The organism is Pseudomonas fluorescens (assembly GCF_001307155.1).
GTDB classification, from domain to species: domain Bacteria; phylum Pseudomonadota; class Gammaproteobacteria; order Pseudomonadales; family Pseudomonadaceae; genus Aquipseudomonas; species Aquipseudomonas helvetica.
Window position 1 is genome coordinate 1,645,399 of record NZ_CP012830.1, and the last position, 24,811, is coordinate 1,670,209.

At 59.4% G+C, this 24,811-nt stretch carries 20 protein-coding genes; 9 read left to right on the forward strand and 11 right to left on the reverse strand.

What is annotated here, in order from left to right; all coding sequences use genetic code 11:
* Positions 1-31 precede the first annotated feature (31 nt).
* Entirely contained in the window at positions 32-961 is a 930-nt protein-coding gene (locus AO353_RS07480; protein WP_054594339.1) for a LysR family transcriptional regulator, read from the forward strand.
* A 236-nt stretch (positions 962-1,197) separates the two neighbouring features.
* Here the strand turns inward: AO353_RS07480 and AO353_RS07485 are convergent, their stop codons facing one another.
* The 9 genes from AO353_RS07485 to bioB all read right to left on the reverse strand — a co-directional run bounded on the left by AO353_RS07485 (position 1,198) and on the right by bioB (position 11,883).
* Entirely contained in the window at positions 1,198-2,976 is a 1,779-nt protein-coding gene (locus AO353_RS07485; protein WP_054594340.1) for an acyl-CoA dehydrogenase C-terminal domain-containing protein, read from the reverse strand.
* A gap of 334 nt (positions 2,977-3,310) precedes the next feature.
* Complete coding sequence (locus AO353_RS07490) at positions 3,311-4,600, reverse strand: GGDEF domain-containing protein (RefSeq protein WP_054594341.1); 1,290 nt, start codon at positions 4,598-4,600, stop codon at positions 3,311-3,313.
* A 221-nt stretch (positions 4,601-4,821) separates the two neighbouring features.
* Complete coding sequence (locus AO353_RS07495) at positions 4,822-6,627, reverse strand: phenylacyl-CoA dehydrogenase (protein WP_054594342.1); 1,806 nt, start codon at positions 6,625-6,627, stop codon at positions 4,822-4,824.
* A 277-nt stretch (positions 6,628-6,904) separates the two neighbouring features.
* Entirely contained in the window at positions 6,905-7,201 is a 297-nt protein-coding gene (locus tag AO353_RS07500; RefSeq protein ID WP_054594343.1) for a hypothetical protein, read from the reverse strand.
* Between the two features lie 107 nt (positions 7,202-7,308).
* Positions 7,309-7,989: a dethiobiotin synthase gene (bioD, locus tag AO353_RS07505; RefSeq protein WP_054594344.1), complete on the reverse strand. Its 681-nt coding sequence runs from the start codon at positions 7,987-7,989 to the stop codon at positions 7,309-7,311.
* Positions 7,986-8,798, reverse strand: a complete 813-nt coding sequence (gene bioC / locus AO353_RS07510) for a malonyl-ACP O-methyltransferase BioC (RefSeq protein WP_054594345.1) — start codon at positions 8,796-8,798, stop codon at positions 7,986-7,988. The genes bioD and bioC overlap by 4 nt, the downstream gene beginning before the upstream one ends.
* The gene (locus AO353_RS07515; RefSeq protein ID WP_054594346.1) at positions 8,791-9,522 is read right to left on the reverse strand and encodes an alpha/beta fold hydrolase; all 732 of its coding nucleotides are present in this window, start codon (positions 9,520-9,522) and stop codon (positions 8,791-8,793) included. The genes bioC and AO353_RS07515 overlap by 8 nt, the downstream gene beginning before the upstream one ends.
* A complete protein-coding gene (gene bioF, locus AO353_RS07520; RefSeq protein ID WP_054594347.1) occupies positions 9,515-10,693 on the reverse strand; it encodes an 8-amino-7-oxononanoate synthase in 1,179 nt (392 codons plus the stop codon). Before bioF ends, AO353_RS07515 begins: the two co-directional genes overlap by 8 nt.
* A 134-nt stretch (positions 10,694-10,827) precedes the next feature.
* Positions 10,828-11,883 carry a biotin synthase BioB gene (gene bioB / locus AO353_RS07525; protein ID WP_054594348.1) on the reverse strand — a complete coding sequence of 352 codons (1,056 nt, stop codon included), beginning with the start codon at positions 11,881-11,883 and terminating at the stop codon, positions 10,828-10,830.
* Between the two features lie 90 nt (positions 11,884-11,973).
* Between bioB and AO353_RS07530 the strand changes: the two genes are divergently transcribed.
* The 5 genes from AO353_RS07530 (at position 11,974) to rarD (ending at position 17,933) form a co-directional block, all read left to right on the forward strand.
* On the forward strand, positions 11,974-12,714 hold the full coding sequence (locus AO353_RS07530; RefSeq protein ID WP_054594349.1) for a ComF family protein: 741 nt from the start codon (positions 11,974-11,976) through the stop codon (positions 12,712-12,714).
* A 60-nt stretch (positions 12,715-12,774) separates the two neighbouring features.
* Positions 12,775-13,539, forward strand: coding sequence for a TOBE domain-containing protein (locus AO353_RS07535; protein ID WP_054594350.1), 765 nt, complete (start codon positions 12,775-12,777; stop codon positions 13,537-13,539).
* 240 nt (positions 13,540-13,779) lie between these two features.
* Positions 13,780-15,681, forward strand: coding sequence for a PhoX family protein (locus AO353_RS07540; protein WP_054594351.1), 1,902 nt, complete (start codon positions 13,780-13,782; stop codon positions 15,679-15,681).
* A gap of 197 nt (positions 15,682-15,878) precedes the next feature.
* Positions 15,879-16,853 carry a serine/threonine protein kinase gene (locus AO353_RS07545; protein ID WP_019693968.1) on the forward strand — a complete coding sequence of 325 codons (975 nt, stop codon included), beginning with the start codon at positions 15,879-15,881 and terminating at the stop codon, positions 16,851-16,853.
* 192 nt (positions 16,854-17,045) lie between these two features.
* A complete protein-coding gene (gene rarD / locus AO353_RS07550) occupies positions 17,046-17,933 on the forward strand; it encodes an EamA family transporter RarD (RefSeq protein ID WP_054594352.1) in 888 nt (295 codons plus the stop codon).
* A gap of 215 nt (positions 17,934-18,148) precedes the next feature.
* Here rarD and AO353_RS07555 read toward each other — a convergent pair whose 3' ends face one another.
* On the reverse strand, positions 18,149-18,667 hold the full coding sequence (locus AO353_RS07555) for a glycine cleavage system protein R (RefSeq protein WP_019693970.1): 519 nt from the start codon (positions 18,665-18,667) through the stop codon (positions 18,149-18,151).
* A 474-nt stretch (positions 18,668-19,141) separates the two neighbouring features.
* On the opposite strand from AO353_RS07555, the gene AO353_RS07560 reads away from it, so the two are divergent.
* Entirely contained in the window at positions 19,142-21,319 is a 2,178-nt protein-coding gene (locus tag AO353_RS07560; protein ID WP_054594353.1) for a malate synthase G, read from the forward strand.
* An 82-nt stretch (positions 21,320-21,401) separates the two neighbouring features.
* Here the strand turns inward: AO353_RS07560 and AO353_RS07565 are convergent, their stop codons facing one another.
* Positions 21,402-21,848, reverse strand: coding sequence for a response regulator (locus AO353_RS07565; RefSeq protein WP_054594354.1), 447 nt, complete (start codon positions 21,846-21,848; stop codon positions 21,402-21,404).
* Between the two features lie 252 nt (positions 21,849-22,100).
* Here AO353_RS07565 and AO353_RS07570 point away from each other — a divergent pair, with 252 nt between their 5' ends.
* The gene (locus tag AO353_RS07570; RefSeq protein ID WP_054598194.1) at positions 22,101-24,041 is read left to right on the forward strand and encodes a putative nucleotidyltransferase substrate binding domain-containing protein; all 1,941 of its coding nucleotides are present in this window, start codon (positions 22,101-22,103) and stop codon (positions 24,039-24,041) included.
* Positions 24,038-24,745: a PolC-type DNA polymerase III gene (locus tag AO353_RS07575; RefSeq protein ID WP_054594355.1), complete on the forward strand. Its 708-nt coding sequence runs from the start codon at positions 24,038-24,040 to the stop codon at positions 24,743-24,745. The genes AO353_RS07570 and AO353_RS07575 overlap by 4 nt, the downstream gene beginning before the upstream one ends.
* The last annotated feature ends 66 nt before the right edge of the window (positions 24,746-24,811 follow it).

A 24,811-nucleotide genomic window follows, 5' to 3' on the forward strand; every position in this document is an offset into this window, starting at 1 on the left:
GATTTTCCAGCTTTTTTGATAAGAATTACTTATGGATTTTAAGCAACTGCGTTATTTCGTCGCGGTGTATGAAGAAGGCCATGTCGGACGGGCTGCCGAACGCCTGTCGATCTCCCAGCCGGCGCTGTCGCAGCAGATCCGCCAACTGGAGCAAAACCTCGACGTGGGCCTGTTCGAACGCAGCAGTAAACGCCTGCTGCCCACCCTGGCCGCGCATACCTTGTACAACCACGCCCTGCCTTTGCTCGACGGTCTGCAGCGTGCGCGCGAGGCCTTGGGCAACTTCAAGGGCCAGGCGTTGCGCACCTTGGCCATCGGTGTGCTGCAAACCGTTCACACCAGCCTGGTACCCAAAATGCTGGAACGTGTACGCAAGGCGCAACCGCACCTGGTGGTACAGATCTACGAACTCACGGGGCTGGAAATCGAACGTCGATTGCTCAATGGCTCACTCGACATCGGTATCAGCTATCTGCCGCCGCGCCAACCCGGGCTACATGGCGTTTTGCTGTATGAAGATGAACTGACCCTGGTCATCCCTGCCGATCATCCGTTGCGTGAATTCAAGAAAGTCTCCATGAGTCAGGCCGCGGAGTTGCCGATGCTGTTGCTGGGGGAAGAGTTTCAGGTCCGGCAGATCTGGCAGGGACAACTGGCCAATCTCGGACGCCGCCCGCAAGTACAGGCGGAACTGAACAACATGGCGGGGATCCTCGACAGTTTGCCCCACACCAGACTGGCCACTGTCCTACCCGGCCGCTCGCAGCAGGAACACGGAAACAAAGCGCTCTTGTGGAAACCCTTGAGTGAGCCGCGGGTTCCCCTGAAAGTAGGATTGGTCTGTCGCGACGTTCAACGTCAGCAAGCGACGCTGGAGTTGCTGCGCAACCTGTTGGAAGACGTGATGAACGGCCCGAGCGGGCGGATGGCTAGCCCGACGGTACTGGATGTACAGGGCTGAACGGCAAAAACATAAATTACAGGCAAAAGAAAACCCCGCCGAAGCGGGGCTTTGCAGACTGTTTCCCTGACATCCATTTCACTCCGCCGTCCTGGCAGAATCCTACGTGTCCGTGTTATTGCTTTGCGCTTCCTGCGCTACGTCCATGTGAAGTAGATTAGCTCTGGATCCAATCCTGGAACAGGGGAAAACAGCAGCACGTCACGTAAGCAAATGCTTACATGACGTTACACTTCTCAGAATTGCGCCGCATCCAACAGAAACAGCGACTCACTACCGGCCTTGACCGAAGCGCTCAGCGAATGAAATCGTGGCAGCAGGCGAGCGAAGTAAAAGCGTGCGGTGCCCAGTTTGCTGGCGTAGAAGTCGTCCTGCGCCTCTTTACCAAAAGCTGCCTTGGCCATCAGTGCCCACATGTAGGCGTAGGACACATAGCCAAACACTTGCAGATACTCGACCGAGGCCGCGCCGATTTCGTTCGGGTTATTTTTCACCCGGTCCAACAACCAGGCGGTCAGTTCGTCCAGCGTGTCGACGGCGTCATTCAACGGTTTGGTGAACTCGGCCAGATCAGCGCTCGCGGTAGCGGTAAAGTGACGGATCTCATCAGCAAACAACTTGTAGTACGCCCCGCCGCTACCGACGATCTTGCGCCCGACCAGGTCAAGCGCCTGAATGCCGTTGGTGCCTTCGTAGATCTGGGTGATCCGCACGTCACGCACCAGTTGTTCCTGGCCCCACTCGCGGATGTAGCCGTGGCCACCAAAGACTTGCTGGCCGTGGATGGTGGTTTCCAGGCCCAGATCCGTGAGAAATGCTTTGGCGACCGGCGTCAGCAAGGCCACCAGGTCTTCGGCGCGTTTGCGGATGGTCGCGTCCTCGCTGAACTTGGCGGTGTCCAGTTGCATGGCCACGTAGGTTGAGAATGCACGACCGCCTTCGTTCGAGGCCTTCATGGTCAGCAGCATGCGACGTACGTCCGGGTGAACGATGATCGGGTCGGCGACCTTGTCTTTGTTCTGCGCCCCTGTCGGCGAACGGCTTTGCAGGCGATCGCGAGCGTATTCAACCGCGTTCTGATAAGAGCGCTCGCCGCTGGCCAGGCCCTGGATACCGACACCCAGACGCTCGTAGTTCATCATGGTGAACATGGCCGCCAGGCCTTTGTTCGGCTCACCCACGAGGTAACCCACGGCTTCGTCGAAGTTCATCACGCAGGTAGCGGATGCCTGGATACCCATCTTGTGTTCGATCGAACCGCAGTTAGCCGGGTTACGCGCGCCGAGACTGCCGTCGGCGTTGACCATGAACTTCGGAACCAGGAACAGCGAAATACCTTTCGGACCCGCAGGGGCATCCGGCAGTTTGGCCAGCACCAGGTGAATGATGTTTTCGGTCAGGTCGTGTTCACCACCGGTGATGAAGATCTTGGTTCCGCTGACCTTGTAGGAACCGTCTGCTTGCGGTTCGGCCTTGGTACGGATAATCCCCAAGTCAGTCCCCGCGTGTGGCTCGGTCAGGCACATGGAGCCTGCCCAGACACCGGCGTACATGTTTGGCAGGTAAGCGGCTTTCAGTTCTTCACTGGCGTGAGCGTTGATCGACAGGCAAGCCCCGGCAGTCAGCATCGGGTACAGACCGAACGACAGGCTGGCGGAGTTGACCATTTCTTCGACCTGAGCCGAAACCGCTTTCGGCATGCCCATGCCACCGTAGGACGGATCACCACCGACGCCGACCCAACCGCCTTCAGCATAAGTCTGATATGCCTGTGGGAAACCTGCTGGCGTGGTGACGGCGCCGTCGCTCCAATGGCAGCCTTCTTCGTCGGCAGCACGGCTCAGCGGTGCGATGCTTTTGCTGGTGACTTTACCGGCTTCCTCAAGGATTGCCTCGACGGTCTCGGCATCGACGGTATCGGCCAGGGCGGGCAGTTCAGCCCACAGTTTGGCAACCTCGAAAACTTCATTGAGGACGAAGCGCATATCGCGCAAGGGCGCTTTGTAGTCAGCCATGGCAAACCTCGTGAGAACTTGAAAAGTGATTCGTAGGATCGGATTTCAGCAAGGTCTTGAGTGTACCCGAACAACTTTTACGATACATAGGGTCAGCTAGTGACCTATTTGTAATTTTTGGTCACTGAAAAAAAGATCGCAGCCTGCGGCAACTCCTACAGGCCCATCTGTAGTGTAGGAGTTGCCGCAGGCTGCGATCTTTCAGAGGCAGCGCTGTCGCGCAGGGAGAGGCTTGTACTCGGGCTGGTCGTTTCTCCGTCAGCAGATCATTCAAACCTGCTGCTGTGAATCGCTTCGGACAATCACAGCCCATACGCTGAATGCACGTTCAGCACTAACCCGCAGCGCCTTCCATACGCACCGCACCACGGCGGCTTTGCCCGAATGCCATCACGCAGTTTCGCCCCGCGCCCTTGGCGCTGTAGAGCGCCTGGTCTGCGGATTTCAGGACTTCTTCCGGGGTCCGCTGCTCCAGTCGCTCGGCGACACCGATACTCACCGTGACCGAAACGCTTGAGGCGCCAGAGCCCGCGCGGCGTTGCCGACCTTGCTGATCGTCTTGCGGACGGCTGTCCTGATTACGCAACTGAATGTTGTAGGTGGCAATCGACTCACGGATGACTTCCAGGTGCGGCATGCACTCTTCGAGCGTTTTGGCGGCAAACACCAAGGCGAACTCCTCGCCCCCGTAACGATACGCCCGGCCACCGCCGCCGATCTTCGACAACTTGCTGGCCACCAGCCGCAACACCTGGTCGCCGACATCGTGCCCGTGGGTGTCGTTGAATTTCTTGAAGTGGTCGACGTCGCTCATCGCCAACACATAGTTGCGGCCCAGACGCTGCATGCGCTCGTTCAAGGCGCGACGACCCGGCAGGCCCGTCAGCTCATCACGAAAAGCCATTTGATAGGCTTCGTGGGCGACCGCCGCGGCAATCATCAACATCACCTGGCTGCACATGATGTTCAGGGTGAACGGCAGGATGAAGGTCTTGGGTAACATCCAGAACAGTCCGAGCAAGCCCACCAATTGCGCCGCATGCAGCGGCCGTGGGTTGCGCCAGTATTGATACGCCAACAACACAAAGGACGCGAGGAACACCGGATAGGACAACTGGATCAAACTCATCCAGGCACCATGCAATGCCGGCCAGCGTATTTCCGACAGCCACATCAACAACGCTTGCGGGTAACTTTGCTCAAGCCCCAGTGCAACACTGCCGAATGCCACCAACACCGCGAAGCGCGCGACCATGTCCTGAAACAGGTGGGTGCGTTCCTGCCAGGCAGCAAACAGCCCGTACAGCAAAGGCAGCAGCAAACAGCAGAGATGGAAAACCACCGCCGCGTCGTCACGCACCTTGCCGTAATCACGGTAGTAATCGGTTTGGGTGTCGAGCAGGTAGTAGGCGATGTACACCGTGACCATCAGAAACAGTTCACGTTGACGTCGGTAAACCGCGCAGTACGAACCACCGAGCAACAGCACCAGGGTTGGCAGCACGTTGAACAGTGAGGTGAAAAAGACGTTGAGATCCTTGACGTAGGCAGCCGCGAGCCCCGCGAGCAACAACAGTAGTGAGGGCAAAAAGTGACTGAGACGTACAGCGGAAGAACGCGGCAAGGGTAGAGCTCCGGCCCGGCAAATCAATGGATGGCATTGTGCCTGCATTCCTGACAATTAAGCACATGCAATGTGACGCACATCACACCGCACACTCTTTAACGGCAGCAAAAGCGTTCTACTTAGCGTTTTAGTCGGGAATATTTGCAGTCGTTTTCAGCGGGCAGAAAAAAGCCGCTGCTCCCGAAGAAGCAGCGGCTGTTTGAAGCGCTCCGCAGGACTTAGTAGCCGAGTGCGAAGTCTTCTTCTTTCATGTCCATCAGATTGTTGGCACCCGACAGCATGGTCGCAACGTGAGTGCGGGTACGCGGCAGGATGCGCTGGAAGTAGAAACGCGCGGTCTGCAGCTTGGCGGTGTAGAACGCCTCTTCGGTGGTGCCGGCAGCCAGTTTCTCGGCAGCCAGGCGCGCCATGTCAGCCCAGAAGTAGGCCAGGCAGGCGTAACCGGAGTACATCAGGTAGTCCACCGACGCGGCACCGACTTCCTCGCGATCTTTCATCGCGGCCATACCGACCTTCATGGTCAGTTCGCCCCATTCCTTGTTCAGTGCAGCCAACGGCTCGACGAACTCTTTGACCGCTTCGTTGCCTTCGTTGGTCTGGCAGAACTTGTGGACGATCTTGGTGAAGCCTTTCAGAGCCTCGCCTTGAGTCATCAGCACTTTACGGCCCAGCAAGTCGAGCGCCTGGATACCGGTGGTGCCTTCGTACAGCATCGAAATGCGGCTGTCTCGAACGTTCTGCTCCATGCCCCACTCGGCGATGAAGCCGTGGCCGCCGTAGATCTGCACACCGTGGTTAGCAGATTCGAAGCCGACTTCAGTCATGAAGGCTTTGGCGATCGGAGTCATGAAGGCCAGCAGTGCGTCGGCTTTCTTCTTCGCCTCGAAATCTACGCCGTACTTGACGATGTCGACCTGCTTGGCCGTGAAGTAAACCATCGCACGGTTGCCTTCGGCGAATGCCTTCATGGTCAACAGCATACGACGTACATCAGGGTGAACGATGATTGGGTCAGCGGCTTTGTCCGGCGCTTTCGGGCCAGTCAGGGAGCGCATTTGCAGACGATCGCGAGCGTATTTCAGACCGCCCTGGAAGCCGATCTCGGCGTGTGCCAGACCTTGCAGAGCCGTACCCAGACGCGCGGTATTCATAAAGGTGAACATGCAGTTCAGGCCTTTGTTCGCCGGGCCGATCAGGAAACCGGTGGCCGCGTCGAAGTTCATCACGCAGGTGGCGTTACCGTGGATGCCCATTTTGTGTTCCAGGGAACCACAGGTCACGGCGTTGCGTGCACCGATGCTGCCGTCAGCGTTCGGCAGGAACTTTGGAACGATGAACAGCGAAATGCCTTTGGTACCAGCAGGCGCATCCGGCAGGCGAGCCAGAACGATGTGGACGATGTTGTCGGCCATGTCGTGTTCACCGGCCGAGATGAAGATCTTGGTGCCGGAAACCTTGTAGGAACCATCAGCCTGAGGCTCGGCCTTGGTGCGCAGCATGCCCAGGTCAGTGCCGCAATGTGGTTCGGTCAGGCACATTGTGCCGGTCCATTCGCCGGACACCAGTTTGGTCAGGTAAGCCTCTTGCTGCTCAGGCGTACCGTGCTCGGAAATGGTGTTCATCGCGCCATGAGACAGGCCTGGGTACATGCCCCACGACCAGTTGGCTTCGCCGACCATTTCGCTCACAGCCAGACCCAGAGACTCCGGCAGGCCTTGGCCACCATGCTCTACGTCATGGGCCAGGCTTGGCCAGCCACCTTCGACGAATTGTTTGTAGGCTTCTTTGAAGCCAGTCGGGGTCTTAACGCCAGACTCGCTCCAGGTGCAGCCTTCGGTGTCACCCACGCGGTTCAGCGGAGCCAGCACCTGCTCACAAAACTTGGCGCCTTCCTCGAGAATGGCGTCAACCATGTCCGGGGTAGCGTCCTGGCAAGCCGGAAGGCTCTGATAGTGCGCTTCGTAGCCAAGCAGTTCGTCACGAACGAAGCGAATATCACGCAAGGGGGCCTTGTAGTCAGGCATAGCGATAAACCTCTGCTGATGTAACCGGGAATGAACGACCGCAATGAATTGTTGTGGCGGTCAAACAGTTGTTTGAAACATACGTTTACGCCGAAATCTTGTCAAGCGTCGATCTTTTGCCGTTCGTCATGCCCCAAGTGAATAGCGCGCACGCAAAGGCCCGCAGCCGGTGCGCAAGGCAACAAACCGTGTAGGAAAGATTAGTTGAACGAGAAGGACGTGCCTGACAGAACACCGCGCCAAGGGCGGTGTTCAGGTAAACAGGTTCAGCGAGGGATCAAGCGAAAGTATCGATCAATGTACCGAGCATTTCGTCAGAAGCCTTGGCGACTTTGACGCCCAGCTCTGCCTGGATCTTGCCTTGGGACATATCGACCATATTACTGGCCAGATTCGATTGCTGGCTGCGATCGACCGAGCGCAAGCGATCGATCTGAGCGTCGGAGGACTGGCTGGAGGCCGAACGATCGACTGTGGTGCCGGCGATCTGGCTGGCCGCCTGATCGACACGGTTCTGCCCAGCCTGAATAGAACTCAGGCCTGCATAAAACGCGGTGCTTCCCGAAATGTCCATGGCACAACTCCATCCTGCAAAGGATAAACAGCGCCCATTGAACCAGAGACACCGACAAAAGGCTCGACAAAAACACTAATGGCACAGTGCCTTGTCATAGGTAAAACCTAGTCCAGCAAATCCAGCTGAAGATGCTCCGCCACCGCTTCTGCCGTGACCAGTTTGAGTTTCGGCACCCGCCCCAGACACGGTGCCGGCAGCCGTTCTGCCAGCGTGGCGAGGTTCTCTTCCAGCCGCGACGTCTTGGGGTCAATGATATTGGCCACCCAACCCGCCAGTTGCAAACCGTCCCGGGCAATCGCCTCGGCTGTCAGCAACGCGTGATTGATGCAGCCCAGACGCACACCCACCACCAGAATCACCGGCAATCCCAGCGCCATTGCCAGATCAGAGAGATTGTCCTGATCAGCCAACGGCACCCGCCAGCCACCCGCACCTTCGATCAAGGTGAAATCGGCCTGCATGTCCACTATGTGCCGCATCGGCACCAGCAACGACTGGACCGTCAGTGCGAAACCCGCCTCACGTGCTGCCAGATGCGGTGCAATGGCCGGCTCGAAGGCCACCGGATTGACCTCGGCATAGGTCAGCGGCAACGAACATTGCGCCAACAGCGCCAACGCGTCGGCATTACGCAATCCTTTGGGTGTCACCTCGCAGCCAGAGGCCACGGGTTTCCCGGCCGCCGTACTCAACCCCGCCAACCGCGCGGCGTGTAACAGGCCGGCGGCGATGGTGGTCTTGCCGACGTCGGTATCGGTACCAGTGATGAAATAGGCTGCGCTCATAGTGGCTTCTCCAACACGGCGTAAACCACCTGATAAGTCGCGGGCAGCCCTTGCGCCTGACGAAATTGCTCATAGGCGTCGATCAACCCCATGATCCGCGCCCGCCCTGTCAGCCCGCCCGGCCGACCAGGATTGAGATTATGCGCACCCAAGGCCTTGAGTTCGTGAGTCAGGCTACGCACATCCGGGTAATGCAGTACGTGCGGGCAACTTTGCAGACTGATCACGTTCATGCCGCTGGCCACACACAGTTGTTGATACGTGCTGAACTCACGGAAGCGATTGACGTGCACCAGGCCATCGACCTGACGCCAACTGTCGCGCAACTCATACAGCGTACCCACGCAAAGACTGGCAAACGCCAACACACCGCCAGGTTTCAGAACCCGATTGGCCTCGCTCAGCACCGCCCTGAAATCGGCGCACCACTGTACCGCCAGGCTGGAAAACACCAGGTCGCAGCTTGCGTCCTGCAACGGCAAGCGCTCGGCATCGCCGGCAATGAAATGTGTCGCACCGCCCAAGGGCCGCGCGTGCTTGAGCATGCCTTGCGCGATATCCAGCGCCAGCCCTTCGCTGGCGTGGAAGCGCTCACCCAGCACACGACTGAAATACCCAGTGCCACACCCCAGATCCAGCCAGCGAGCGGGTGATCGATCTGCCGGCAAACGCCCCAGCAATTCACTGCCGACAGCCCGCTGCAATTCGGCAACGCTGTCATAGCTGGCCGCTGCACGGGAAAAGGATGCCGCGACCTGACGCTTGTCGGGCAAGCCTCCGGGCAGGCTGGGAAGGGCTAAATCAGTCATCACCGGACTCATGCAAAAAGGCCTGGATAGCCCCCGCCACACCGTGGGGATCTTCCAGAAGAAACGCGTGACTGGCCTGTTCAATCAGACCAATTTCGACATCGGGGAGTAACGCCAGCAACTCACCGGCAGCTTCGGCCGGAACCAACCCGTCAAGCCCGGCGAACAGATGCAGCTGCGGACCTCGAAAGGCCTGCAAGGCTTGCCGGTTATCCAGTTGAGCAAGCACTTCCAGCCCGCTCATCAACTGTGCCTGCGGGGTATTCGGCGCACCCGCCAGCAACAGGCGCGACAACCCGCGTGGGTCTTCGGCACCTTGGGCGCAGAGCAGGCTGAAGCGCTTGAGGGTCATGCGCGGGTCCGCGCTGCACCCGGCCAGAAACGCATCGAAGGTCTCGCCCGGCATGGCGCTCGACCACTCGGCATGCGCCACAAAAGAGGGGTTACTCGCCAGCGTCAGCAAACCGCAGCAACGTTCGCCACGTCGAGCAGCAAGCTCTGAGGCGAGCATCCCGCCGAGCGACCAGCCGCCGAGCCAGGAATCTTTGGGCAAGGTCGAATCCAGTTCGTCTAGCCATTCTTCGAGGTCGCTCGACTCCAGTTCCGGCAGCGGTTCGATCTCGACGCGCAGGTGTTCGTCCAACCCTTGCAAGGCTGCAGCCAAAGGCTCCAGCGGCGAAATGCCGAGTCCCCAACCGGGCAACAGAATCAGACGATCACGCATGGTTCGACTCCGCTCCCAGTTGCTGAAGACAATCGGCCAGACCTTCTAACAATAGCTGCACCTGCGCTTCGCTGTGCGCCGCTGTCAGGGTCACGCGCAAACGTGCACTGCCGGCTGGCACGGTGGGTGGGCGGATCGCGGTCACCATCAGCCCGCGCTGACGCAGCATCTGCGAAAAAAGCACTGCGCTCCCGGCGTCGCCAATCATGATCGGCTGGATCGGCGTAGCGCTATCCATCAACTCCAGACCCATCTGCTCGGCGCCTTTTCGGAATTGGCGGATCAGCACGTTCAAGTGCTCGCGTCGCCAATGTTCGCTGCGCAGCAACTCAAGACTTTTCAGGGTCGCACACGCCAGCGCCGGTGGCTGGCTGGTGGTGTAGATGTATGGCCGGGCGAACTGGATCAGGCTTTCGATCAGGTCATCGCTGCCCGCGACAAACGCGCCTGCGGTGCCGAACGCTTTGCCCAAGGTACCGACCAATACCGGCACATCCTCCAGACTCAAACCGAAGTGCTCGACGACTCCACCGCCATTGGCGCCCAAGGGACCAAAGCCGTGGGCATCATCGACCATCAGCCACGCGCCTTTGGCCTTGGCCTCGCGAGCCAGCGCCGGCAGGTCGGCGATGTCGCCGTCCATGCTGAACACCCCGTCGGTCACCACCAGCGTATTGCCGGTAGCCTTCTCCAGACGTTTGGCGAGACTGACGGCATCGTTGTGTAAATAGCGATTGAAACGTGCGCCCGACAACAGCCCGGCATCCAGTAGCGATGCATGATTGAGCCGGTCTTCGAGCACCGTGTCGCCCTGCCCGACCAGCGCCGTGACCGCACCCAGGTTAGCCATGTAGCCGGTGGTAAACAGCAGAGCACGCGGGCGCCCTGTCAGGTCGGCCAAGGCTTCTTCGAGCGCGTGATGCGGGCTGCTATGGCCGATCACCAAGTGCGAAGCACCGCCACCGACACCCCAGCGGGCGGCACCGGCACGCAAGGCTTCAATCACTTGGGGATGATTGGCCAGGCCCAGGTAGTCGTTATTACAGAACGCCAGCAATGGCTGGCCATCGACCACCACTTGCGGACCTTGTGGGGTTTCCAGCAAGGGACGCTGGCGATAGAGATTTTCGGCACGACGGGCAGCGAGACGTGTGGCGAGATCGAAAGACATGCAGGCCTCGCGAGTGGAAATGGGGCATCCCCCGTAGGAGCTAAGCTTGCTCGCGATTCATACGCCTCGGTCTGTCCGAATGACCCGGCGATTCGATCGCGAGCAAGCGTTGCTCCTACAAGAATGGCATAGGGTCAAACAGCAGCGTTGTAGAACTGCTCGCTGCTTTTCTGCTCGACCAGCGCTTGCTCAATGGCCGCCTGATGCACTTCGTCGGCGTGCTCTTCGCGCGCTTCCGGGAGGATGCCGAGGCGCGAGAACAGTTGCATGTCCTTGTCAGCCTGCGGGTTGGCGGTAGTCAGCAGTTTCTCACCGTAGAAAATCGAGTTGGCACCGGCGAAGAACGCCAGGGCCTGCATCTGCTCGTTCATCGCTTCGCGGCCGGCGGACAGGCGTACGTGGGATTTCGGCATCAGGATACGGGCGACGGCGAGCATGCGGATGAAGTCGAACGGGTCGATATCGTCGGCATTTTCCAGCGGCGTACCGGCGACTTTCACCAGCATGTTGATCGGCACCGACTCCGGGTGCTCCGGCAGGTTGGCCAGCTGGATCAGCAGGTTGGCGCGGTCGTCGAGGGACTCGCCCATACCGAGAATACCGCCCGAGCAGATCTTCATCCCCGAATCACGAACATACGCCAGGGTTTGCAGGCGCTCGCTGTAGGTGCGGGTGGTGATGATGCTGCCGTAGAACTCCGGCGAGGTATCAAGGTTGTGGTTGTAGTAATCGAGGCCGGCTTCGGCCAGGGCTACGGTCTGGTCCTGATCGAGACGGCCGAGGGTCATGCAGGTTTCCAGGCCCATGGCCTTCACGCCCTTGACCATCTCCAGCACATACGGCATGTCTTTGGCCGACGGATGCTTCCAGGCGGCGCCCATGCAGAAACGGGTCGAACCGATGGCCTTGGCGCGAGCAGCCTCTTCGAGGACCTTCTGCACTTCCATCAGCTTTTCTTTTTCCAGACCGGTGTTGTAGTGACCGGACTGCGGACAATATTTGCAATCTTCAGGGCACGCGCCGGTTTTGATCGACAGCAGGGTCGACACCTGGACGCGATTGGCGTCGAAGTGCGCGCGGTGCACCGTCTGCGCCTGGAACAACAGGTCGTTGAATGGCTGAACGAAGAGTGCTTTGACTTCGGCCAAAGACCAGTCATGACGCAGGTTTGCAGTGGTGCTGGCGCTCATGGGCGTTTCCTTGTTTATGCTTGGCAAGCGACTGTGGAACGGAATATCCACAGACGCGACACGGATGTTCGGCATATTTAAGGAAGAGCCATGCGCTGTCAACCACGATACAAAGGGTCGGTTTACATCTGGTCAAAAATTGAACAGATCTGTTTGCTTTGCGATGAACTGTCTGACACGCCTCAACCGATTTGTACTTCCTGTGAAACCGAGTTGCCCTGGCTCGGCGATCATTGCCAGACCTGCGCCCTGCCGTTGCCCGTGGCCGGCCTCACCTGCGGCCAGTGCTTGAAGGACCCGCCGGCCTTCGAGCAGGTGATCGCCCCCTGGACCTACAGCTTCCCGCTCGACAGTTTGATCACCCGTTTCAAGCACGCGGCAAAGTGGCCGTATGGTCGCCTGCTTGCCGAACTTCTTGCTCAATTCCTGCAACATCGCTTCGATGAAGGCCTCAAACGCCCCGACTCATTGGTAGCGGTGCCCTTGGCCCGCAAACGGCTGCGTGAGCGGGGTTATAACCAGGCAGCGATGCTCGCCGGCTGGCTCAGCGACAGCCTGAAGATCGACTGCGACGCAAACCTGCTGCTACGCATCCAGGACACCACTGCGCAACAGGATCTGGACGCCAAGGCGCGCAAACAGAACCTGCTCAGCGCTTTCGCACTGATGCCGGGTGCGCACATCAAGGGCCGCCACCTGGCGCTGGTCGACGACGTGCTGACCACCGGCGCCACCGCGCAAAGCCTGGCACGCTTGCTGATCGGGGCGGGCGCGGCACGGGTCGACGTTTATTGCCTGGCGCGCACGCCAAAACCCGGGGAGCTGACTTGACTCTCACGCGCCAAGCCGCCAACGTCCCAATCCATCACTACCCTCTCGCAGCCCCTTGCCATGTCCTTGCCTACTTTGTTGTCCCAACACATCGTCCGTCGTCCGCAGCGCATTGCCTTGCTGCAACACATCGCCGAACAAGGCTCGATCACCCGCGCCGCGAAAAGTGCCGGGCTGAGCTACAAAGCCGCGTGGGATGCGATCGATGAGTTGAACAATCTGGCGCAGAAACCGCTGGTGGAACGCAGCGTCGGCGGCAAGGGCGGTGGTGGCGCAAAACTGTCCAGTGAAGGTGAACGGGTGCTGCGACTTTATCAGCGCCTGCAAGCCTTACAGGCACAGGTGCTGGAAGCTGCCGAAGACGCCAGTGACCTCGACTTGCTCGGGCGCCTGATGCTCAGGACCAGCGCGCGCAATCAGCTGCATGGCACCGTTGCAGCCATCGACACTCACGGTCGTAACGATCTGATCAGCCTGGAACTGGCTGAGGGGCTGATCATTCAGGCGCAAATAACCCACGACAGCACCCTGCGCCTGGAACTGGAAACGGGCACTGAGGTGGTGGCGCTGATCAAGGCTGGCTGGCTCGATTTGCTCAGCACAGGACAACTTGCAACACCCGGACACAATTGTCTGAAGGGCACTGTCGAGGAGATTCTCGACGCCGAAGATGGCCCCAGCGAAGTCCGAATCGCCCTGCCCAATGGTCAGACGCTATGCGCGCTGGCCGAGCCGCAGCACCTCAAAACCCTGGGTTTGAGCGCCGAAAAAGCCGTTCAGGTGCAGTTCTCGCCCTCCAACGTTTTGCTCGGAACACCGCTCTAAATCAGGCCTGCCGCGCTTTCTGTAGCAGCTGCCGAAGGCTGCGTTCGGCTGCGAAGCAGTCGCAATACTCTCTACTCAAATAAAGACTCAGAATCGCGGTGTCAGTTTTTTGCGGCGGCTTCGCCACCGAACGCAGCCTTCGGCAGCTGCTACAGGTCTGTGCTCTTCCCGATCAAAACTGCAACATTTGTGTCATAGACGCTCCTTAAGGTGGCTGCAAAAACCAGCAGGGAGCCTGATATGAGCCTATTAGAAGAAAACCAAGCCACCGACCTCGAAAAAATCGTCGGCCTCAGTCGTCGTGGTTTTATCAGCGCCGGCGCCCTTTGCGGTGCGGCGATGTTCCTCGGTGGCAACCTGCTGAGCCGTAGCGTTCTGGCCGCCAGTGTCAGCGCAGCTTCGAGCAAATTGCTGGGTTTCGACAGCATTGCAGCCGCCACCAGCGACACCATCACCCTGCCGCCGGGTTACAAGTCCTCGGTGCTGATCAGTTGGGGCCAGCCGCTGCACAAGGACGGCCCGGCCTTTGACCCGAGTGGCAATGGCAGCGCCCTGGCCCAGGAAGTCCAGTTCGGCGACAACAACGATGGCATGAGCCTGTTCGCTTTCCCCGGCGACGACAATCGCGCGCTGATGGCGATCAACAACGAATACACCAACTATCGCTACCTCTACGCCCATGGCGGCATGCCGCAGTCGGCCGAAGAAGTGCGCAAAGCGCTGGCCTGCGAAGGCGTATCGGTAATCGAAGTCCAGCGTAAAAATGGCCACTGGCAATTCGTTCAGGGCTCGCGCTACAACCGCCGAATCCACGGCAACGCGCCGCTGCAGTTGAGCGGTCCGGCGGCTGGCCATGAGCTGATGAAAACCGCCGCTGACAAGACCGGCAAAAAAGTGTTCGGAACCTTCCAGAACTGCGCCAATGGCAAGACGCCTTGGGGTACTTATCTGACCTGTGAAGAGAACTTCACCGACTGCTTTGGCAGCAGCAATCCCGAGCACAAGTTCGACGCCGCACAAAAGCGCTATGGCGCATCGGTCGCCAGCAAAGAGATTAATTGGCACCAACACGACCCACGTTTTGACCTGGCGAAAAACCCCAACGAACTCAACCGTCACGGTTGGGTGGTGGAAATCGACCCGTTCGACCCGCAATCGACCCCGGTCAAGCGCACGGCCCTGGGCCGTTTCAAACACGAAAACGCGGCCCTGGCCGAGACCCACGACGGTCGCGCGGTGGTCTACATGGGCGACGATGAGCGCGGCGAGTTCATCTACAAATTCGTCAGCCGCGACAAGATCAATCACGCAACACCCAAAGCCAACCATGACCTGCTGGATCACGGCACGTTGTACGTCGCACGTTTCGATGCCGGCGACAGCAACCCCGACCATCCAAAAGGTCAGGGCCAGTGGATCGAGCTGACTCATGGCAAGAACGGTATCGACGCCGGCAGCGGTTTTGCCGATCAGGCCGAGGTGCTGATTCACGCGCGCCTAGCCGCCAGCGTCGTCGGCGCCACGCGCATGGACCGTCCAGAGTGGATCGTGGTCAGCCCGCAAGACGGCCAGGTCTATTGCACCCTGACCAACAACGCCAAGCGCGGCGAAGACGGGCAACCGGTGGGCGGGCCGAACCCACGGGAGAAAAACGTCTATGGGCAAATCCTGCGCTGGCGCACTGATCGCGATGACCACGCATCGCTGACATTCGGCTGGGATCTGTTCGTGGTGGCAGGCAACCCGACCGTGCACGCCGGCACAGCGAAAGCCGGCTCGTCGAACATCACAGCAGACAACATGTTTAACAGCCCGGATGGCTTGGGATTCGACAAGGCCGGTCGCCTGTGGATTCTCAGCGACGGGGACTACAGCAACGCCGGCGATTTCGCCGGTATGGGCAACAACCAGATGCTCTGTGCCGATCCTGCGACGGGTGAAATCCGCCGATTCATGGTCGGCCCGGTGGGCTGCGAAGTGACCGGCATCAGCTTTTCGCCGGACCAGAAGACCTTGTTTGTCGGCATTCAGCATCCGGGGGAAAACGGCGGGTCAACCTTCCCCGAGCATTTGCCGAACGGCAAGCCGCGCTCCTCGGTGATGGCGATTACCCGAGTAGACGGCGGGATCGTCGGCGCCTGACAGGCCCTCATCGCGGGCAAGCCTTGCTCCTACAGGTCATGCGCCATTTTTAAAATTGCGCCGATCCTGTAGGAGCAAGGCTTGCCCGCGATGGCGTCAGTAAAACAACACTCATCTCAAGCCCAACCACTAAAGTCGCCCCTTCTGCGCTACCATGTTTGGCCGGACGCGGCAGCCTGCTGCGCGCAGGAGTCAGCATGTCTCACCCGTTTGAAACACTTACCCCCGATCTGGTGCTCGACGCCGTAGAAAGCATCGGCTTTCTCAGCGACGCCCGTGTCCTTGCGCTCAACAGCTATGAAAACCGTGTCTATCAGGTTGGCATCGAAGATGGCGAACCGCTGATTGCCAAGTTCTACCGTCCGCAACGCTGGACCAACGCTGCCATTCTCGAAGAGCACCGCTTCACCTTCGAACTCGCCGAGTGCGAGGTGCCTGTCGTTGCGCCGTTGATTCACAACGGTGAAAGCCTGCACGAACACGCCGGCTTCCGCTTCACCCTGTTCCCGCGCCGGGGCGGTCGTGCGCCGGAGCCGGGCAATCTCGATCAGCTCTACCGTTTGGGGCAATTGCTTGGCCGCTTGCACGCAGTGGGCGCTACCCGCCCCTTCGAACACCGCGAAGCGTTGGGCGTCAAAAACTTCGGCCATGATTCGCTGACCACCTTGCTCGAAGGCAACTTCATACCGCGCAGCTTGCTGCCCGCTTACGAGTCAGTCGCCCGCGACCTGCTCAAGCGTGTGGAAGAGGTCTACAAAGACACGCCGCACCAGAACATCCGCATGCACGGCGATTGCCACCCCGGCAACATGATGTGCCGTGACGAGATGTTCCACATCGTCGACCTCGACGACTGTCGAATGGGGCCGGCAGTGCAGGACCTGTGGATGATGCTCGCCGGCGATCGTCAGGAATGTCTCGGTCAGTTGTCGGAACTGATGGACGGCTACAGCGAGTTCCACGACTTCAACCCCCGTGAACTGGCGCTGATCGAACCACTGCGTGCCCTGCGCCTGATGCATTACAGCGCGTGGCTGGCCCGTCGTTGGGATGACCCGGCGTTCCCCCACAGCTTTCCGTGGTTTGGCACCGAACGTTATTGGGGCGACCAGGTGCTCGCATTACGTGAGCAACTGGCGGCCCTCAACGAAGAACCGTTGAAGTTGTTCTGATCCACCACGGTCCCTGTAGGAGCGGGGGGGCGCCTAGCTCTTGCCCGCGATGGGCACGACGCGGTCAATCTGACAGACCGCGTCATCGTTCATCGCGGGCAAGCCTCGCTCCTACACCAAAGCAAACGGGACACACCCGGTCAAATCTCCTTACAATCCCCCCTTTGTTAGCTGCCTAAGCAAGGATTCTGCATGCAAGCCGCCAACCTGCGTCGCGGGTACATATTGGGCCTGAGTGCCTACATCATCTGGGGATTATTCCCGCTCTACTTCAAAGCCATCGCTGACGTACCTGCCGTAGAAATCATCATCCACCGGGTACTTTGGTCAGCGCTGTTCGGCGCCTTGCTGCTGATGGTCTGGAAGCATCCGGGCTGGTGGCGTGAACTGCGCGAGAACCCGCGGCGGCTGGCAGTCCTTGCGCTGAGCGGCACATTGATTGCCGCTAACTGGCTGACCTACGTCTGGGCGGTGAATAACGGACGCATGCTTGAGGCCAGCCTCGGTTACTACATCAACCCGCTGGTGAACGTGCTGCTGGGCATGCTGATCCTTGGCGAACGCTTGAGACGCCTGCAGTGGGTCGCCGTCGGGCTGGCCGCCGTTGGCGTCGCGCAGCAAGTCTGGCAAGTCGGCAGCCTGCCGTGGGTGTCGCTGGTGTTGGCGCTGACCTTCGGCTTCTACGGATTGATCCGCAAACAGGCTCCGGTCAAAGCATTGCCCGGGCTGGTGGTGGAAACCTGGATGCTGGTACCGATTGCCCTTGCCTGGCTGCTCTTCAACCCAACCGCTACCAGCGCGCAAGCAGCGTTCTGGACTACGTCCGAAGCGTGGTGGCTGGTCGCCGCCGGCCCGGTAACGCTGGTGCCGCTGGTCTGCTTCAACGCTGCTGCTCGGCACCTGCCGTACACCACCCTCGGCTTCCTGCAATACCTGGCACCGACGCTGGTGCTGCTGCAAGCCGTACTGCTGTTTGGCGAACACCTGTCGTCCACCACGCTGGTGGCCTTCATGTTTATCTGGGCAGGCCTCGCGGTTTACAGCGTCGACGCCTGGATGAGTTTACGTCGCCGCCGCTGATCAAAAAACGTACAAACCCTTGCAGGCCACGACCGACGTGGCCTGCAAGCATCCTTCCCAAGGTTATCCACAGCGTGATCCCCGCCGTTTGTGCACAAGCCCTTGAAACTGCTGGTTTTTTGATCAATCACTGATGAGCCCCGGCCGGCGTGGGCTGGCGACGTATCTCTACAGGTTATCCACAGGCGGGTGCACGCTTTACTTGGATAACCCGTTCATGGCTCGCTGCGCAGCACCAACTCCACCATCAAATCATCGGCCAGGGTCTCCAGCCGCGACTGCAGCACGTCCAGGGAAAGGGTCAGCGGCACCGCAAGAATCGCTTCGGCGTGGAACAGCGGCTCACTGCTCATCGGCGCCGGACGCACGTCGGTTACCAAGCGCTCAAGGTTGACCCCCTGCTCACTCAACAAACGCGTGATGTCACGGACTATTCCTGGTCGGTCGTTACCGACCAGCTCCATGGCAATCGGCTTCCAGGTGCAGGATTGCTCGATACTGCTTTCGGCGATCAGCACCCGAATCCCTTGGGCGGACAACGCCTGAAGTGCATCGACCAGTTCGTCGTAGCCCTCGGCTGGCACGCCAACCCGAAGGATCCCGGCAAACTGCCCGGCCATCCGTGACATGCGACTCTCCAGCCAGTTACCACCATGCTCGGCAATGCATTGGGCGATGCGTTCCACCTGGCCGGGCTTGTCCGGGGCGAATACGGTGAGTACGAGGTGGTCCATGGCGCAGCCCTCTTGTCATGACTTTTGTTATAGAAAGGCAAGTATAGGCAAGGGACCCAATTCAGCGCGGCAGCAAAAAAATCAAAGCTCCATAGCAGTGAATTCAATATTATGTGTACAAGTTTTTAGATTTATCTGGAACAATCCAATAGTTTTTTGAGAACATCCCGTCCCCCGGCGTGACCGGATAGCCTGACCGGGTCGCCAAACGACGTAATTAGTCTAATTTTCACAACCGCAATTCATCATGTAGTATGCCGCAGCGCGCACTACATAACGTTGGATCGATGTCTGCCCAGGCGCCATCGCAACCCTCAAAGCCCCGTCAGCAAGGCTTTACGCCGTTGATTGGAACCACCCAGCCGCCAGCAATGGCATGTACTGGTAGAGGGGTTTGTGGTTTAAATGGCCAGAGGCTTCATTGTCAAATTGAAGAGCTGAAAAGCGAAATAGCTGAGCAGAGTGAGGCAAGCAATGACTGAACACGTTCAAGTCGGTGGCCTGCAGGTCGCCAAAGTCCTGTTCGACTTCGTGAACAACGAAGCCATTCCCGGTTCCGGCCTCACCGCCGACAAGTTCTGGGCCGGTGCCGACAAGGTCATTCACGACCTGGCGCCGAAGAACAAAGCCCTACTCGCCAAACGCGACGACCTCCAGGCGCGTATTGATGCCTGGCACCAGTCCCGTGCAGGTCAAGCGCACGACGCTGTGGCTTATAAGGCCTTCTTGCAAGACATCGGTTATCTGCTGCCAGAAGCGGCCGATTTCCAGGCAACGACGCAAAACGTCGACGACGAAATCGCCCGTATGGCCGGTCCACAACTGGTGGTTCCGGTGATGAATGCCCGCTTCGCCCTCAACGCTTCGAACGCCCGCTGGGGTTCGTTATACGACGCCCTGTATGGCACTGATGCCATCAGTGAGGCCGATGGTGCGGAAAAAGGCAAAGGCTACAACAAGGTACGCGGCGACAAGGTCATCGCCTTCGCCCGCGCCTTCCTCGACGAAGCCGCGCCATTGGCTGCCGGCTCTCACGTCGATTCCACCGGCTACAAGATTGTTGATCGCAAACTGGTAGTCAGCCTCAAAGGTGGCAGCAACAGCGGCCTGCGCAACGACGCACAGCTGATCGGCTTCCACGGCGATGCTGCGGCGCCGACCGCGATCCTGCTGAAAAACAACGGTCTGCACTTCGAAATCCAGATCGACGCCAGCACACCGGTCGGCCAGACCGACGCCGCCGGCGTCAAAGACGTCCTGATGGAAGCCGCGCTGACCACCATCATGGACTGCGAAGACTCCGTGGCCGCTGTCGATGCCGATGACAAAGTGGTGATCTACCGCAACTGGCTCGGCCTGATGAAAGGCGATCTGTCGGAAGAAGTCGCCAAGGGTGGCAAGACCTTTACCCGCACCATGAACGCCGACCGCACCTACACCGCGCCCGACGGTAGCGAACTGAGCCTGCACGGCCGCTCGCTGTTGTTCGTGCGCAATGTCGGCCACTTGATGACCATCGACGCGATCCTCGACAAGAACGGCAACGAAGTGCCGGAAGGTATCCTCGACGGCCTGGTCACCAACCTCGCGGCGCTGCACAGCCTTAACGGCAACACCACCCGCAAGAACAGCCGTACCGGTTCGGTCTACATCGTTAAACCGAAAATGCACGGTCCGGAAGAAGCGGCGTTCACCAACGAACTGTTCGGGCGCATCGAAGACGTGCTCGAGCTGCCGCGCAATACCCTCAAAGTCGGCATCATGGACGAAGAGCGGCGTACCACGGTCAACCTCAAGGCCTGTATCAAGGCTGCCAGCGAGCGCGTGGTCTTCATCAACACCGGCTTCCTCGACCGTACCGGTGATGAAATCCACACGTCCATGGAAGCCGGCGCGATGGTGCGCAAGGCCGACATGAAGGCTGAAAAGTGGATCAGCGCCTACGAAAACTGGAACGTCGACATCGGTTTGAGCACCGGCCTGCAAGGTCGCGCGCAAATCGGTAAAGGCATGTGGGCGATGCCCGACCTGATGGCTGCCATGCTCGAGCAGAAAATCGCTCACCCGCTGGCCGGTGCCAACACCGCCTGGGTCCCTTCGCCGACCGCCGCTGCGCTGCACGCGCTGCATTACCACAAGGTTGACGTGTTCGCCCGTCAGGCCGAACTGGCCAAGCGCGCTCGCGCATCGCTGGACGACATCCTGACCATCCCGCTGGCAAGCGATCCCAACTGGACAGCGGAACAGATCCAGAATGAACTGGACAACAACGCCCAGGGCATCCTCGGTTATGTGGTGCGCTGGATCGACCAGGGCGTGGGCTGTTCAAAAGTGCCGGACATCAACGACGTCGGCCTGATGGAAGACCGTGCAACGCTGCGTATCTCCAGCCAGCACATCGCCAACTGGCTGCGTCATGGCATCGTCAGCGAAGCCCAGGTGCTGGAAACCCTCAAGCGCATGGCGCCGGTGGTTGACCGCCAGAACGCCAACGACCCGCTGTACCGTCCGCTGGCACCGAACTTCGACAGCAACATCGCCTTCCAGGCAGCGGTCGAACTGGTGATCGAAGGCACCAAGCAGCCGAACGGCTACACCGAGCCGGTCCTGCACCGTCGTCGCCGCGAGTTCAAGGCTGCCAATGGCCTGTGAATAAGCGTTAGCGACATGAAAAAGCCCTGATCGAGAGATCAGGGCTTTTTTGTTTGAAGCAGGCTGCGATCTTTTCAGTGACTCATATGTCCATCCCCAGCTGATGCTTGACCAATGCCAACAGCTCTTTGCTATCGATGGGCTTGAGCAGAAAATCCACCACGCTCAAGTGCATGGCATCAATGACATCCCGGGCTTTGGCGTCACCGGAAACGATGATGATCGGCAATGCCGCCCGTTCCGACTCACGCACTTCACGGACCAGCTCCAGACCATCGATGTGACGCATTCGCAGATCGGTGATGAGCAACCCGATCGACTTGTTCGAGTCCAACAGTTTGAGTGCGCTTTCGCCACTGGCTGCCGTCATGCTGCGGATGCCATCAAGCGCAAGAATTTCCGAAAGCAGCTCACGCGTGTCCTTATCGTCGTCGACAATCAGCACACGTTGTGCTGGCAAGTCCGGTTCGTGCATGACTGCACTCAACGCTTCACGTTCGGCATCGCTCAAAATATCGTGGTCGGACATAAATCTCTCTACATATTCAGATTAATCCCCTAGCACCATGGTCGGACATCGCTAAGCAGAACTTAAATGTGCGCTTCGCCGAATAGTTTTCCAAGTGGGCTAACCAGCGGTTTTGCGCATTATTAGCGTAGGGTATTTCCGAAATTTCGCTTCCTGCACCACGACCTAGACTTACGTCCAATGGGCACTCTTCACGCAGGGGCCGACCATGGCAGTGACTCCGACAACAACAAATCGAAAAAGACTGCGGTAATGGTTATGAGTAAAGCGGATGCCTTCACCCAGGCAGGGAAAACAGCGGTGCTGCAGAACATCCAGGGCACCTTGCAGTTCCTTCAGCGTTTCCCGCCGTTCAACCAGATGGAACACGCGCACCTGGCCTACCTGGTCGAACAATGCCAACTGCGCTTCTACGGCCCGGGCGAGAGCATCATCAAGCCTGCGGACGGACCGGTTGAGCATTTTTACATCGTCAAACAGGGCCGGGTGGTCGGCGAACGTCCGCACACGGCCAAGGGTGGCACCGAAACTACCTTCGAGATCACCACCGGCGAGTGTTTCCCCCTCGCCGCACTGCTGGGCGAGCGTGCAACCCGCACCGAGCACCTGGCCGCCGAAGACACCTTTTGCCTACAGCTGAACAAGCAGGCCTTCATCAAGCTGTTCGCCCTTTCCAGCACGTTTCGCGACTTTGCCCTACGCGGCGTCAGCAGCCTGCTGGATCAGGTCAATCAGCAGGTCCAGCAAAAAGCCGTGGAAACCCTCGGCACCCAGTACTCGCTCAATACCCGCCTCGGCGAATTGGCCATGCGCCATCCCGTGACTTGTAGCCCTGCGACCCCACTGCGTGAAGCCGTGACCCTGATGCACGAGCAGCAGGTCGGCAGCATCGTGGTGGTCGATGAGCAGAAAGCCCCGCTGGGAATTTTCACCCTGCGCGACTTGCGTCAGGTGGTCGCCGATGGCACCAGTGACTTCAATCAGCCCATCGACCGGCACATGATCCACGCGCCATTCTTCCTGACGCCGGACCACAGCGCGTTCGATGCGGCCATTGCCATGACCGAGCGGCACATCGCTCACGTCTGCCTGGTCAAGGACCAACGGTTGTGCGGTGTAGTCTCGGAACGCGACCTGTTTTCCCTGCAACGCGTCGATCTGGTGCATTTGGCACGCACCATTCGCAGCGCGCCACGGGTGGAAAACCTGGTGGCGATGCGCGGCGAAATCGGCCAACTGGTCGAGCGCATGCTCGCCCACGGCGCGTCCTCGACCCAAATCACCCACATCATCACCTTGCTCAACGATCACACCGTGTGCCGGGTCATCGAGCTCACGCTGGCCGATAAAGGCGACCCCGGCATACCGTTCAGCTGGCTGTGCTTCGGCAGCGAAGGTCGCCGCGAGCAGACACTGCACACCGATCAGGACAACGGCATTCTCTTCGAAGCGCGCGATGCGGTGCAGGCGGCCGAGATTCGCAGCAAGCTGTTGCCGATCGCCCAGCAGATCAATCAGAGCCTGGCGCTCTGCGGCTTTACGCTGTGCAAGGGCAATATCATGGCTGGCAACCCGCAGCTGTGTTTGTCCCGTGCCGAATGGGCGCGGCGTTTCGCGGCGTTTATCCGCGAAGCAACGCCCGAGAATTTGCTCGGGTCGAGCATTTACTTCGACCTTCGGGTGGTCTGGGGCGATGAGCAAGGCTGCGAGCAATTGCGCCGCGCGATTCTCGATCAGGTGGCAGACAATCGGCTGTTCCAGCGCATGCTGGCCATGAACGCCCTGCGCCAACGGCCGCCTGTCGGGCGTTTCCGCGAGTTTGTGCTAGAGAAAAAGAACGGTGAAAAAGCCACTCTCGACCTGAAAGTCCAAGGGCTGACTCCGTTTGTCGACGGTGCTCGGCTATTGGCGCTGGCCCATGGCATCGGGGCCAACAATACCCTCGAGCGCTTTCGTCAACTGGTGGCCAAAGAAGTCATCGACCCGCTGGACGGTGCGGCCTATGAAGAGGCCTATCACTTCATCCAGCAAACCCGCATGCAGCAGCATCAGCGACAGACCCGTGAGAACCTGCCCTATTCCAATCGGGTCGATCCCGACAGCTTGAATCATCTGGACCGGCGAATCCTGCGTGAGTCCCTGCGCCAGGCCCAACGCCTGCAAAGCAGCCTGGCCCTGCGGTATCAGCTATGAAGCTGTTTTCCTGGCTACGCCCCGCCGGGCCGACATTGACCGCTGCGCAGCAACAGCGCCTGGACCAACTGCCAAGCGCCCCGACGCTGGGCGAATGCAGCCTGCGCGAGCAACGCTGGGTGGTGGTCGATCTGGAAACCACCGGGCTGAACCTGAACAAGGACGTGGTGCTGTCGATCGGTGCCGTGGTGATCGAAGACGGCGCGATCGATTTCAGTCAGCAGTTCGAGCGAACCTTACAGCGCAACGGCCACAAACTCGGGCCTAGCGTGTTACTTCATGGCCTGGGCCCAAGCGCGATTGCCGCTGGCAGCGATCCGCGGGACGCGTTGCTGGATTTCTTGGAGTTTGTCGGTGACAGTCCGTTGCTGGCGTTTCATGCACCGTTCGACCAGCACATGCTCGGTCGCGCCTTGAAGGACAGCCTGGGTTATCGCTTGCAGCATCCTTTCCTTGATGTGGCCGACATGGCACCACTGCTGTGCCCACAGGCAAACATCCGCGAAGCCGGGCTGGACGACTGGATCAAGTGGTTCAAGCTGCAAGTCTTCGAGCGCCATAACGCCAGCGCCGACGCCATGGCCACGGCTGAGTTAGTGTTGATCCTGTTCAACCGCGCGCGAATGCAGCAGATTCACAGCCCACTGAATCTGCAACAGCGGTTAAGCCAGTGGAAACGCCGGCAGCAAAGCCATTCCTTCTAGGTGTTCAGCGCCTGTTCTGACGTCATCGCGGGCAAGCCTTGCTCCTACAGACAACACGCGAATCTG